This is a genomic window from Micromonospora sp. NPDC007230 (genome assembly GCF_042869115.1).
In the GTDB taxonomy this organism is placed as follows: domain Bacteria; phylum Actinomycetota; class Actinomycetes; order Mycobacteriales; family Micromonosporaceae; genus Micromonospora.
The window spans coordinates 174206-187003 of the sequence record NZ_JBIAFE010000008.1; the positions used below are offsets into that span (position 1 = coordinate 174206).

Annotated in this window: 14 protein-coding genes; 4 read left to right on the forward strand and 10 right to left on the reverse strand. The window is 69.8% G+C overall.

The features are described 5' to 3' along the window. Positions 1-62: 62 nt before the first annotated feature. Positions 63-1130: an FAD-dependent monooxygenase gene (locus tag ACFYML_RS14090; protein WP_387420969.1), complete on the reverse strand. Its 1068-nt coding sequence runs from the start codon at positions 1128-1130 to the stop codon at positions 63-65. Between the two features lie 65 nt (positions 1131-1195). On the opposite strand from ACFYML_RS14090, the gene ACFYML_RS14095 reads away from it, so the two are divergent. Then, entirely contained in the window at positions 1196-1834 is a 639-nt protein-coding gene (locus ACFYML_RS14095) for a TetR/AcrR family transcriptional regulator (RefSeq protein WP_387420970.1), read from the forward strand. A gap of 4 nt (positions 1835-1838) precedes the next feature. On the opposite strand, the gene ACFYML_RS14100 is transcribed toward ACFYML_RS14095, so the two are convergent. Next, positions 1839-2699, reverse strand: a complete 861-nt coding sequence (locus ACFYML_RS14100) for an SDR family oxidoreductase (protein ID WP_387420971.1) — start codon at positions 2697-2699, stop codon at positions 1839-1841. 124 nt (positions 2700-2823) lie between these two features. Here ACFYML_RS14100 and ACFYML_RS14105 point away from each other — a divergent pair, with 124 nt between their 5' ends. After that, the gene (locus ACFYML_RS14105; RefSeq protein ID WP_387420972.1) at positions 2824-3444 is read left to right on the forward strand and encodes a TetR/AcrR family transcriptional regulator; all 621 of its coding nucleotides are present in this window, start codon (positions 2824-2826) and stop codon (positions 3442-3444) included. A gap of 51 nt (positions 3445-3495) precedes the next feature. On the opposite strand, the gene ACFYML_RS14110 is transcribed toward ACFYML_RS14105, so the two are convergent. Together ACFYML_RS14110 and ACFYML_RS14115 are read right to left on the reverse strand one after the other, a co-directional pair. Further along, on the reverse strand, positions 3496-4206 hold the full coding sequence (locus ACFYML_RS14110) for a DNA alkylation repair protein (protein WP_387420973.1): 711 nt from the start codon (positions 4204-4206) through the stop codon (positions 3496-3498). 108 nt (positions 4207-4314) lie between these two features. Beyond that, entirely contained in the window at positions 4315-5637 is a 1323-nt protein-coding gene (locus tag ACFYML_RS14115; RefSeq protein ID WP_387420974.1) for a radical SAM protein, read from the reverse strand. Positions 5638-5820: 183 nt separating this feature from the next. Here ACFYML_RS14115 and sodN point away from each other — a divergent pair, with 183 nt between their 5' ends. Continuing rightward, on the forward strand, positions 5821-6225 hold the full coding sequence (sodN, locus tag ACFYML_RS14120) for a superoxide dismutase, Ni (RefSeq protein WP_148798036.1): 405 nt from the start codon (positions 5821-5823) through the stop codon (positions 6223-6225). Positions 6226-6328: 103 nt separating this feature from the next. On the opposite strand, the gene ACFYML_RS14125 is transcribed toward sodN, so the two are convergent. After that, positions 6329-6751 (reverse strand): DUF6223 family protein, encoded by a 423-nt coding sequence (locus ACFYML_RS14125; RefSeq protein ID WP_387420976.1) that lies wholly within the window; start codon positions 6749-6751, stop codon positions 6329-6331. A 299-nt stretch (positions 6752-7050) separates the two neighbouring features. On the opposite strand from ACFYML_RS14125, the gene ACFYML_RS14130 reads away from it, so the two are divergent. Then, positions 7051-7740 (forward strand): hypothetical protein, encoded by a 690-nt coding sequence (locus ACFYML_RS14130; protein ID WP_387420977.1) that lies wholly within the window; start codon positions 7051-7053, stop codon positions 7738-7740. 31 nt (positions 7741-7771) lie between these two features. Here ACFYML_RS14130 and ACFYML_RS14135 read toward each other — a convergent pair whose 3' ends face one another. From ACFYML_RS14135 to ACFYML_RS14155, 5 genes are all read right to left on the reverse strand, one after another. Further along, on the reverse strand, positions 7772-7990 hold the full coding sequence (locus ACFYML_RS14135; protein WP_387420978.1) for a hypothetical protein: 219 nt from the start codon (positions 7988-7990) through the stop codon (positions 7772-7774). Next, the gene (locus ACFYML_RS14140; RefSeq protein WP_387421061.1) at positions 7987-8334 is read right to left on the reverse strand and encodes a hypothetical protein; all 348 of its coding nucleotides are present in this window, start codon (positions 8332-8334) and stop codon (positions 7987-7989) included. The genes ACFYML_RS14135 and ACFYML_RS14140 overlap by 4 nt, the downstream gene beginning before the upstream one ends. A gap of 337 nt (positions 8335-8671) precedes the next feature. Beyond that, entirely contained in the window at positions 8672-9862 is a 1191-nt protein-coding gene (locus tag ACFYML_RS14145) for a helix-turn-helix domain-containing protein (RefSeq protein WP_387420979.1), read from the reverse strand. A 99-nt stretch (positions 9863-9961) separates the two neighbouring features. Beyond that, positions 9962-10801, reverse strand: a complete 840-nt coding sequence (locus ACFYML_RS14150) for an aminoglycoside 6-adenylyltransferase (RefSeq protein ID WP_387420980.1) — start codon at positions 10799-10801, stop codon at positions 9962-9964. Positions 10802-10867: 66 nt separating this feature from the next. Beyond that, a complete protein-coding gene (locus ACFYML_RS14155) occupies positions 10868-12688 on the reverse strand; it encodes an acyl-CoA dehydrogenase (protein ID WP_387420981.1) in 1821 nt (606 codons plus the stop codon). Positions 12689-12798: the final 110 nt, after the last annotated feature.

The window sequence follows — 12798 nt, forward strand, 5'->3', positions numbered from 1 at the left end:
GATCGACGGCGGGCGCCAGTCGGCGTAGCGGGCCATCGAGCGGAGAGCCAACCGCGGCGGGGTCACGCGCATGATGATGTTGCGGGCGGCCACGGCGACCGGGTGTGCAGTTGCTGGCCGAAGCGGCCGATCGCGCGGGACGCCTTCGCCACCTGCTGGCTCCGTGGGCGGCGTTGCCGGTCGTAGGTAACCAGGTCGTCCGGCCGATCGGCGACGGCGGCGAGGACGACGGCGTCCTCGAGCGCCTGGTTGGCACCCTGGCCGAGGTTGGGTGTCATGGCGTGAGCGGCGTCGCCGAGCAGGACGACCCGGCCCTTGACGTAGGTGGGGAGCGGCTCGTCGAGGCAGGCAAGTTCGTCGCGCAGGACGGTGTCGGTCGCGCCGATGAGGGCGGGGATCGGGTCGTGCCAACTGCCGAACCGGGCCTGCACCTGGGTCACCTCGTCGACGTCCGGCTGGGTGGGCGCGGTGTTGACGGCGGCGAACCAGTACACCCGTCCGTCGGCGAGCGGCACCATCCCGAACTCGGCGCCACGGTCCCAGGTGATCGCGACGACGAGGTCCCTGTCCCAGGTCGGCGTCACTCCGCGCCATGCGGTCACGCCGACGCGCACCGGGCCGGCGCCATCCGGCCACAGCAGTCTCCGCACGGTGCTGTGGATCCCGTCCGCCCCGACCACCAGATCGGCTCGTTTCCGGACGAGTCCGTCCCGGCTTCGATACGTGACGTCCCCGTCGGCGGTGACGGCACTGACCTCGGCACCGGTCACGACGGTGCCTTCCGGCAAGGCGCCGAGCAGGATCTCGTGCAGGGTGGCACGGTGGACACCGACCGCTGCGGTGCCGAGCAGGTGCTCCATCTCGTCAGCGCCGATGCGGGCAATCCACCGGCCGTCGGGCCGGCGGGTGCCACCGGACATACCGGCACGCCCCAGATCCCGGACGGCCGCGCCGAGACCGAGGGTGTCGAGACAGCGCAGCCCGTTCGCCTGGAGCACCAGGCCAGCCCCGACCGGCCTGAAGGTGGCGACACGCTCGAGCACGGTCACCTGCCAGCCCTTGAGAAGCAGGCCCACGGCCGTGCTCAACCCGCCGATACCTGCACCGATCACCACGGCCGTCCGGTCCATCCGCACACCGTCTTTCTACAGGTGTAGAAGATCATACTACAGCCGTAGAAGGGAGACGCAACACCATGACGACCGACCGGTTCGCGGTCCTGACCGACGCCGCGATCGACGTGCTCGCCGAACTCGGCATGCGCGGCCTCACCCACCGCGCCGTCGATGCTCGGGCCGGAATGCCGCAGGGCACCACGTCCGCCTACTTCCGCACCCGCAAGGCGCTCATCGAAGCGGTCGTACGCCGGCTCGCCGACCTCGACCGGGCGGACCTGGATGCCCGCGAACTGCCGGCCGGGGCCGACTCGGCGGCGGTCACGTTGACCGACATCGACCGGACAGCCGCCGGCATCGCCGCCCTCCTCGACCAGTGGATGAGCACCGCGCGCCATCGCACGCTGGCCCGCTACGCCTGCCTGCTCGAAGCCACGCACCATCCCGAGCTACGGACCATCCTGGAATACGGCGACGCCTCACGCGCGCAATCGAGGGCGATGCTGGCGGCCGCCGGCGCCCGGAATCCGGCGCAGGCCGGCGACCACCTCGTCGCCTGCATCGACGGCCTGCTGTTCGACCGTCTGATCGGTGCGGGCGCCCGCACCGCCCCACCACCTGGAACAGCCGCGAACCGAGCGGACCTGACGATCGCGATCGCGACATTGCTCCGGGCGTTCGCCGGCCAGCACCCCGAGGCGCAGCGATCCGGCACGTAACCAGTCAGTGCGCAGGCCCGGGTGCCGGGACAGCATGCTCTGCGGCCCGGCTGACCTGCTCCCAGCCCGCCCAGGTGTCCATTCGTCGGCGCGAGATGTCGAACGCCAGGTCGTAGACCATGCTGCCGAGCAGGAGCCGCAGCGGCGGGTCGTCGCTGTCGACCAGCTTCAGCAGTGCCTCGGCAGCCAGCCGGGGCTCACTGTCGATCGAGCCGTCCGCCCACTGCCGCTCCAGTTCGGCGCGGAGCGGGCCGTACGCCGCCAGCGGCTTGGCGGACGTCATGCTGGTGTACAGGTCGGTCCAATAGCCGCCGGGCTGCACGATGCTGACGGTGACGCCGAAGGCCGCCGCCTCCAGCGCCAGGGCCTCGCTCATGCCTTCCAGCGCGAACTTGCTCGCGCTGTACATCCCGGTGCTGGGGAAGCCGCCGAGAGCGGCGATGCTGGAGATCTGCACGATGTGGCCGGCCCGTTGGGCGCGTAGGTGCGGCAGCACGGCCTGGCAGACCCACAACGCGCCGAAGAAGTTGACCTCGAACTGGGCCCGCGCCTCAGCCTCGGTGAACTCTTCGACCATGCCCATGGACATGGCGCCGGCGTTGTTGACGACGATGTCGAGCCGCCCGAAGTGCTCCACCGCGGTGGCCACGGCGGCGAAGACCGCCGCCCGGTCGGTCACGTCGAGCGCCAGGGTCAGCAGCCGGTCAGCGTGGCGCTTGTCGAAGTCGTCCCGGTCGATGGTCCGGGCTGCGGCGACCACCCGGTCACCACGTTCGAGCGCGGCCACGGTGAACGCGCGGCCCAGACCGCGGCTGGCGCCGCTGATGAACCAGGTACGCGGAGCAGGGCTGGATGAGGTGCGCATGGACGAGGCCTCCGTAGTTCGCACGAGACGAGACGGTCCGTCTCGCTATTGCCTGGAACAATAGGCGATCGGAATCTTCGGGTCAAGACGAGACGGTCCGTCTCACCTCCGGTACGTTGGCCCCATGACGACGCAGCGCAAAGCCCCCGCCAACGCGGCCCGCCGGAAGGAGACCTCCCGGCGGGCCATCCTCACCTCGGCGTTCGACCTGGTGCAGGAGGTGGGATACGCCAAACTCAGCATCGAGGGCATCGCCGCGCGGGCCGGCGTCGGCAAGCAGACCATCTACCGCTGGTGGCCGTCCAAGGGCACGATCCTCTTCGACGCCTTCCTCATGCTCAGTGAGGGCAACGACGGCGAACCCGCGGCGCTGCCCGACACCGGCGACCTGGAGGCCGACCTGACGGCGGTGCTGCACGCCACGGTCGCGGAGTTGACCGACCCCCGCTACGACCAACCGATGCGCGCGCTGGCCACCGAGATCGCGCACGACCCCGAACTGGCAGCCGCGTACGCCGCACGGCTGGACGGGCCGTTGAAGGAACTCAAGCGACAACGGCTGCGCAGCGCCCAGCAGGCCGGACAACTCGCCGAGGACCTCGACCTCGACGTGGCCGTGGAGATGATCTGGGGGCCGGTGCTCAACCGGTGGTTGCAGCGCAGCGGCCCGCTCACCGCCGAATACGCCGACCGCGTCGTCGCCACCGCCCTCAACGGCCTGCGCCCGCGCCGGCCCGGCCACTGAACCGACGTCCGGCAACGACCCGCCCGGCCGATCCGCTCGAGCATCGATCAGCTACCCCAGGCCGGACAGGTACTCCCTACGTCGCTGCGGTTCGAACTTTTCGATCGCGTACCGCAGCATGACCCGTGGCATGGCCCGGTAACGCCGGGCCAGGAACTCCTCCTCCGCCGCCCGGTCCCGGTTGCCCACCTCGCGCAGCATCCAGCCCACCGCCTTGTGGACGAGGTCGTGCGGGTCGCGCAGGAGCCGGTCGCTGAGCCGGAAGGTCCAGTGGAAGTCGCCGGCTCTGATGAAGGCGAGAGTTGCCATGATGGCGATCCGCCGGTCCCACACCAGGCTCGACTCGGCCAGCCGATCCAGTACGCTCCGGTCCTTGTCACTCAGCCAGGGGCCGACGATGTACGGCGCGGACGAGTCCACCAGGTCCCAGTTGTTGATGCGGTCGGTGTTGGCCAGGACGATGCTGAAAATCTCGCCCCGTTCGGCCTCGCCCCCCTTGGCGAACTTGCGCACCAGGATGAGGAGCGACGTCAGCCGCTCCTCGTGCACGCCGCTCGTCAGCAGCACCGCCGTGTCGGTCAGGGACAGGTCGCGCCAGTACCGGCCGGCCACCCTGCGCTGTTCCGGCACGGAGACGCCGATGGCCCGGTCGCCCTCGCCATAGCCGCCCGGAACCATCTGCAGATACCGGCTCACTCCCTCGGCCCGATCCGGGTCGGCGAGGCTGGCGAGGTCGTGACGGACGTCGTCGATCGTGGCCATCACTGTGCAACCTATCGCGACCACCGCGTCCGTCCCCATCCGTGAGCAGGCGACGGCCCATGGGCGCGGCCGCCGGGCGACGCTGGCCCGCCACCAGCCGATCGCGGGCTAGGCTCGGTCGGCTTCGGGTTCGCCGGGGAGACTGTCCATGAACGAGCTGACCGAGAAGACCGCTCGCCCGGGGCCGGCCGGGCCGTAACCGGGCGGGCTGGACAGGAGGTTGGCCTCCATCACCGCCCGGTACACCTCCAGCAACCGGACGTGGTATTCCAGCGGCGCGCCCTGCGGGTTGGTCCGGCCGAGCGGCGTCGTCGGCTCCGGGCACCAGGTGGTGAACCGCGGCGTGATGCCGCGGGACATGAAGTACTGCAGGCCCTCGGCGGTGGAGTCGATCGCCTCGTCCACGGTCGTGAAGCCGTGCGGAGCGGCCATCTCGACGCCCGCCACGAAGTTCGGGATGACGTTGCGCGGGCCGAAGACCTCGGCGGAGTCGAGGATGCGGCGGTGCCACTCCTCGCGGCCGACGTAGCGCTCCTTGCCGGGGCAGTAGAGCTCGAACAGCCGCTTGTCCCACACCTCGTAGTTGGGGTGGTAGATCTGGATCCTGTAGTCGCGGAAGCGCTGCACGTCGGCGCGGGGCAGGGCCTGGGCGACGACCTTGCCGATCCACCGGCCCGGGAAGCGTTCCTCGATCGCCTGGGCGTACCGGCCGTAGAAGTCCGCTTCGGCCAGTCCCCCGACGTGGGAGGTGATGCTGCCGCCGGTGAGGGTGTACGCCTGGGAGGCCTTCTCGGTGTCGTGCTTGTCGATGATCGCCAGGGCCTCGAGGACCTCGTCGACCGGCTTGACCCCGGTGTACGGGCGGCCGGCCGCCTTGTGCTGGCGCCAGTTGTGGTTGATGTCGCAGTACTGGCACTCCTCCTTGGCGCCGAAGTACTGGCAGACCCGGAAGGCGGTCAGATAGATCAGGTAGCCCCACTGGATGGTCGGGGCGACTTCCATGACCGATTTGCCGTTGGCGAGGGTGTGCCGGTAGTAGTCCGGCATCGGCGGGAGCCCGACCTCGGCGATCGGCCGGTCGTCGAGGAACAGGCGCAGCCGTCCCTCGTCGTCGCTCTTGACCCGGTACGGCGAGCCGGGGTTGGTGCGGACCGAGACCACGGTGCGGCGCAGCCCGTAAGGGCCGCCGGTGAGCACGATCTCCTCCGGCGGCCGACGCAGCGCGGCAGTGCCCAGCTCAGGCAGCGTGCGGTGGTCGAAGGAGAAGATGAAGTACGACTTCGGCTTGACGTCGCCGTGCTCGTTGTCGGTCAGGGCCGAGTCGTCGAAGGCCAGACCGCCGCGTAGCAGGTCCTCCTTGATGACCGCCTCGCGCGGCACGTGCGGGAAACGGCTCATCAGATCTTCGACGAGATCGGTACGCGATGCCATGCACTCTCCTGAGCAGGGTTTTCGAACGGCCCCAACGGTCACAGCATCCTTCAAGGTATCTCCCCCGCCCGCGCCGGGTCTGCCGATGGTGACGTGACGAACGTCCTGCTGATCTTGCGTTGACCTGAAGTGGGGTGGAGGTTTTAGCGTTCAGCGGTACCACTCGGAGAAAAGGGAGCCCCCATGCGACTGTCACGCTTGTTCACTCCGCGCACCGTGGTGAGCGCTCACTGCGACCTGCCGTGCGGGGTCTACGACCCGGCGCAGGCGCGCATCGAGGCCGAGTCGATCAAGGCGATCGCCGAGAAGTACCAGGCGAACGAGGACCCGGAGTTTCGTACCCGGGCTCTGATCATCAAGGAGCAGCGGGCCGAGCTGGTCAAGCACCACCTGTGGGTGCTGTGGACCGACTACTTCAAGGCCCCGCACTTCGAGAAGTACCCGCAGCTGCACAGCCTGTTCAACGAGGCGACCAAGCTGGCCGGCGCCGGCGGCGCGAAGGGTTCCCCGGACCCGGCCGTGGCCGAGCAGTTGCTCGCGAAGATCGAGGAGATCTCGAAGATCTTCTGGGAGACGAAGCAGAGCTGACCGCCGCTGACCCGCCCGGCGTCACGGCGGCAGGCTGCGTGCCGCCGGGCTGGTCAGCACGGTGCGGGACGGTGCGGGCGGTCGGCGAACCCGGTATTGCGGGTCAGCCGATGCGGCGGGAGCGCGCCAGAGTCAGCCCACCGAGGGCCACGCCGATCAGCCCCACCACCAGGGCCACCACGCCCCCGCCGAGCCCGTTGCCGGTGCCGAGACCACCGTCGGCGGTGGCCACGACCAGCCCACCGATGACCATGCCGGTCAGGCCCAACGCCAGGGCCCCGATGGCCCCGCGTCGCCCGCTGCCGCCGCCGATCCGACCGGCGGAGCGGGCCATGGCCAGCCCACCGAGGACCACGCCGGTCAACGCCAGCAGGGCGGCCACGATGGCCCCGATCCGCCCGGCGCTCAGGGTGTAGGCACTGACGGCGGCCGGCTGGACTGAGACGTGCGCGGCCGCCGGTTCGGCAAGCCCAACTGCCCCGAGCAGGGCGGCGCTGGCGGCGGCAAGCAGGTGGCGGACGGACATCGGAGATCCCTTCGCTCGCATGACGGGTACAGGCGGCAGCGTATGTACCGGCATGGCCACGGGTCGTCGTGCCAGCGTTGCGGTGACCTACGACCAGGGTTGTAGGTCGCTTCCGGCGTCATACGACCGTTGTGTCTCGCCCCGGCCCTGCACGTCAACGCGATCCCTCTGCCGCATTGGAAGTGGTTGGGGCCCATGGCTCGATTGAAGGCTGGAAGGATCGCAGGCATGATCTCCGACGATCTGGCGTCCCTGCCCTTGCGCACCGGCTCGCACGGCGACGCGGGCGGGACAGTCCGATGAATCCCCACAAGGCGGCCCCTCGGGTTGTGGCGGAAGAGGATCTGGCCGGCTTCACCGCCGGCCAGTTTCTGGAGGTCATGAAAGCCCTCACGGTGATCCTGACGCTGCCCCAGTCGGCTGCCGACCACGTCGACGCGCTCGTGGTGGTCACCGGTCAGGGCGAAGACTGGCGTCTCACTCATGCGGTCCGCAGCTGGGAGGCGAACCCGACCCTCCGCCACCTCTTGGTGGCGAACGGAAACCCGGATGAGGAGACCTACGTCGAGATCACGCTCGACTACCTGCGGAGTCTCGGCCTTCGTCGCACCAATGGTGTCCACCTCCAAGCCGAGCCCGCCCCCAACACCGGCTTGCAGGCCGCGTGGATCGTCAACCAGGTCCAAGCCCGCGGCATCACCAGCCTCGCGCTCGCTGTCTCCCCGTACCACCTGACCCGCGTCTACCTCACGGTTCTCAAGGCCTTCACCAGGGCTGGATCTCGCCTCCCCATGATCCCGCTCCCCGTGGCCGTCTCCCCTGACACACCCGTCCCGGAAACCGGAGCGACCGCCTACGACCTCGTACCCGGCGAGATCAAACGCATCCTCGACTACATGGACAACGGTTGGGTCGCCACGCCGGAGGAAGTGCAGCAGTACCTACAGTGGCTGTGGAGCCACCACAAGAACCTTCTCGTCACGAGCTAGTGGGACCTCTCGTCGCCCGGCCGCCGAATGCTCACCGCAGCCAGCCGAGGAAGCGCCGATGCAGCGTGCCGGCGGGCGCCCAGCTCAGATCCGCGGTGGCGCGGACCAGCTGCGCCCCCATGTAGAGCGCCAGCGAGACCGGGGCATCCTCGAACTCCGCCCGCAACTCGCGCCGCCGGGTCGCGCACGGCCACGCTGCACCACAGCCGCCGCAGGTCCAGATCGGCAGCACCGGCCCGTGGGTGGTCACCCGCGAACCCCCAGGAAACGCGCGGTGACGGCCCGAGCCTGCCGGCTGGTCGCCCACTCCACCTGCCAGCACGGGTACGGAGTCAACCGCGACCACCACGCCCGGCACCCGACGCACATCCCGTCGAGCCCACGCACGTGCACGGCAAGGATCACCTGCTCGTGGTCGTCGTTCACTCGGCTTCTCCCTGCGGCCAGCGACCCCGGTGGATCGGAATCCGGTGCCGGGTGTGACAGGGCAGGTCGGCGCCGCAGCGACAGACCCGCCGCCACCTCCGCCAGGACCAGACCGGCCGATGGCGCCGAGCGAGGGTAAGCGCCACGGCGAGCAGGTATTCCTCGTATGCGACGCGTTGTCTGCGTGGTGCCGAGAGGTCATCACACATGGAGCGGCGCCACCGCCGCTCCGGCACCGCCCGGGTGATCTCCTCGACCGGCATCCGATCCCCCTCGGCCAGAGCAAGGAGCCGCCGCTTCGCCGCCTCCCGCTCGGCCGCCTGGATCTGCTCGCCCCTGCTCTGCCTGGCGGCGTCGTCCCGGCCACCCATCCCCACCTCCACTGGTAGGGGCGCGACGGTCAGCCCGTGAGAGAACGTGACTGCGCCGCACCCGGCCAAGGGAGGCGAGTGCCTCACCCGAACCGGACACTAGGGCGGACTGGTGATGACCTAATTACCGCTGGTTATGGCGCCAGGCTGATGCCCAACCGGCCGGCCAGCAATCGGAGTTCGTTAGGGACAGCTCGCCGCCTCACCCGCTGTGCCATCGCCACGACGGTGTCCTGGGCAAGGGGGTTCAGCGCGAACGGCACCGGCGCGGCCTGCTCCGCCCGCACGAACGCCACCAGCGCTTCGGCGTCCCGGCGGCCGGACTCGGCCAGCGCCCGGCCGAGGTCGAGCCAATACGACATCTGGCGGTTCGACGCCGCGAGGACCTGTGGCCGTACCGTCCGAGACAGCTCGACCACCCGGCCGGACTCACCCAGCTCCGCCGCGATGGACATCTCCCACAGCCCCACGTTCGTCGGCCCGAACCCACAGCCGTTGAACCCGGCACCGTCCGGCGGATCCCCGAGGATCGCCGCCTCACGAGCCGCCTCGGCCAGGTGGTCGCGAGCGACGTCCGGTTGCCCGCTCACCGTCGAGGCCAGCGCGGCCGAGAGGTGCAACTGGCCAAGCATCTGCCGGACCCGCTCGTCGCTGGCAGCGGCCTGAAGCTCAGCCAGCGACCGATCGGCGGACCGGGCGGCCAGCGGCGCGGACTCGATCGGCAGGCTCTGCGCGTACGCGAACCGCGACGCCCCCAGCCAGGCCGGCTCCTCGACGTCCTCAGCGGCGGCCACCGCGACCCGCGCGGCGTTTAGCGCCAGGTGCCGGTAGCCGAGGTGCCGCAGGCATGTCGAAGCCTGGTACGCCACCTGCGCGAGCACGGTCCCACCGACGGCGGCGGCGTCCAGCAGAAGGTCCGGAAGCAACCGGGCCATCGCCGGATAGTTCGAGCGGTTGCGCAGCTGGTCGCTGCGGGCGATGTCGGCGGCCAGCTCATCCCTCGTCCGGGTCAACGGCCTGCGCTCGCCATCCTCGATCTCGATCAGCGCGGACCAGATCGCCGGTACGCACTCGGCGGCACGCTCCCGCGCCGGGTCGCCGGGTTCGGTGCCCTGACCGAGCAGGTCAGCCACCGTGACCTGCAGCGCGGCGGCGATGGCCACCAGGGTGGACCGACGGTCAACGGTCTTGCGACCGGACTCGACCTGCGAGATGTACGACTGGCTGACGCCCGCGAGTCCAGCGAGGACGGCTTGGCTCATCCCGCTACGGCGCATCCTCCAGTACCGGATCCGGGCACCGATCGTGTCTGTCTGCCTAGCCATACCTTCGCCTGCTTCCCAGGTGGACGACTGGGACTGCTTGCCAAACACGCCCTGACGAGCCGCCACTCGGACGGTACACCGCCTGGGCTGCATCACGGTCTACGCGAGTACTGCCCGCAGGTGCTCCCGGATCTCGTCATGGGCAACGGTCAGCTCGAGCCCGAGACGCTCGGCGCACTCGCGCTCAAGTCGTTCAAACATGTCGGCAGTCGCCCACAGGGCACGGGCGACGTCGATGGGGTCGTAGCTGGCAAAAGTGCTGCGGAGATCCAGGAGCGTTCGCTTGTCAGCCCACCGCTCCAGGAAGCGCCCTTCATGCCACGTGTCGACCAGCGGATGCGATGCCTGCGTATGCCACGCGAGCAGCCTGACCAGCAACGCCTTGAGATAGCAGTCGCAGCTCTGCTTGGCGACCCAGACCTCGCCGCGTCGTAGCTTCTTGGCGGTCCACAGTGCGTGATACCAGAAGTCGTGGGTCAGGTGCCCGAAGGCAGCGGCATCCGGCTGAGCCGGCGGCATCGATGCACCGCTTGGCGGGAGCGTCTCGCCGAGGTTGAGCTTGTCGACCAGCACCCGGAACCCCCGGCCGAGCGCTTGGGCGATCTCAGGGTGGGTAGCGATCTGCTGCGCCGCGCCTGCCGGCAACAGCGCGAAGTCGACGTCCTGCCCAGTGTCGAAGAGCACCCGGCGCTCGACGAATCCGCCGATCGCAGTGGGTTCGGTAAAAGTCAGCAACGGTCGACCGAAAGCTGCCACCCAGCTGGCATCGGCCGCGTAGGCCATTGGATTGTCGACCATCAGGACGATGTCGATGTCAGACCACTGGTCCGCGGGAACCTCGACACGGGCGTGAGACCCGACCACCAGCGCGGCATGGATGTCGGGTCGCTGCCGAGCCCACGCTGCGACAGCGGCCAGTAACCTCTCGATGTTCTCCACCACAGCAGCGTTCACGATCGCGGCCGACAATCACAACTGCTGTCCGTCAGCGTCCTTCGCCGAAGGTCAGAACCAGGCCTCCCGCGTGTCCAACGTGGTCCGGTCCAGGCCTTCCAGCAGGTCGAACTGCGCCCCCGTCCGCGGCAGCTCGTACCGGAAGAAGTACCGCGCCGCCTGCCGCTTCCCCGCGAGAAAGTCGCCGTCCGCCCCTTCCCGGCCCCCCAACGCCTCCACAGCAAGCAACTGCTCCAACCACATCCACGCGATCACCACATGCCCGACCGCCTCCAGATAAAGCGAGGCATTGGCCAGCGCCCGCTCCGGATCTCCGGTCCCCCACAGCCGCCGCGTCACCACCGCGATCCGATCAACCGCCGCCCCGAGCTGCCCGGCCAGCTCGGCCGCCTCCCCCTCCGCCTTCCAGGCCCGCGTCACCGTCGCCCGCATCGTCTCCAGCAGCAGCTCCAGCCCGGCACCGTCGCGCATGGTGACCTTCCGGCCGAGCAGGTCCAGCGCCTGGATGCCGTGGGTCCCCTCGTGGATCGCGTTGAGCCGGTTGTCCCGCCAGTGCTGCTCGACGTCGTAGTCCCGGGTGTAGCCGTAGCCGCCGTGCACCTGGATCGCCAGGTCGTTGGCGGCCAGGCACCATTGCGACGGCCAGCTCTTGGCGATCGGCGTGAGCAGCTCCAGCAGCAGGTGGGCCCGGCTCCGGTCGGCCTCGGCGGGGGCGGTCTTCTCCTCGTCGAGCAGCCGGCCGCAGTAGAGGATCAGTGCGAGAGCGCCCTCCACGTAGCTCTTCTGCGCCAGCAGCATCCGCCGGACGTCGGCGTGCGCCACGATCGGCACCTGCGGCGCGGTCGGGTCCTTGTCGGCGACCGGCCGGCCCTGGGGGCGCTGGCGGGCGTACTGCATGGACTTGAGGTAGCCGGTGTAGCCGAGGGCGGTGGCACCGGCGCCGACACCGATCCGCGCCTCGTTCATCATGTGGAACATCTGCGCGAGCCCCTGGTGCGGCTCGCCGATCAGGTAGCCGACCGCTCCGGGTCGCCCGTACGGCCGGTGCACCCCCTCACCGAAGTTGAGCAACGTGTTGGCAGTGCCTCGGTAGCCCAGCTTGTGGTTGAGCCCGATCAGCACCACGTCGTTGCGCGGGCCGAGCGTGCCGTCGGCGTCGAGGAGCACCTTCGGCACGATGAACAGCGAGAGTCCCTTCACCCCGGGCGGCCCGCCGGGGATCCGCGCGAGGACCAGATGGACAATGTTCTCGGCCAGCTCGTGGTCCCCGCCGGAGATCCACATCTTGGTCCCGACCAGCCGGTACGTCCCGTCGTCCTGCGGCTCGGCACGGGTGGTGATGTCCGCGAGGGAGCTGCCGGCCTGCGGCTCGGACAGGCACATTGTGCCGAAGAACCGGCCCTCGACCATGGGCCGGACCCAGGTGTCGATCTGCTCGGCGCTGCCGTGGGTGAGCAGCAGGTTGGCGTTGCCGAGGGTGAGGAACGGGTACGCGGCGGTGCTGATGTTGGCAGCCTGGAACCAGGCGAAGCAGGCGGCGGCGACCGCGTGCGGCAGCTGCATGCCGCCGATCGAGGTGTCCATGGTGGCGGCCAGCAGCCCGGTCTGGGCGAAGACGTCCAGGGCGGCCTTGACCTGCGGGATGGTGTGCACCCGGCGCCCGTCGAAGGTGGGTTCGGTGGCGTCGGCGGCCTTGTTGTGGGTGGCGAACTGTTCGGCGGCGACGCGGGCGGAGAGGTCCAGCGCCGCGTCGAAGGTCTCCCGGGAGTGCTCGGCGTAGCGGGGCCGCTCGATCAGCCGAGCCACGTCCAGCCAGTCGTAGAGCAGGAACGCCAGGTCGCGGCGGGACAACAGGGTGGACGAGGACGACACAGGTCTCCTTCCGGCCGGACCGTCGTCGGGCCGGCGCGGCGCGGCCCGGCGAAGGTCTCTCGGAGGTCATCGTGACGGATCGCGGCGCCCAACGCACTTTCCGCTGCCTC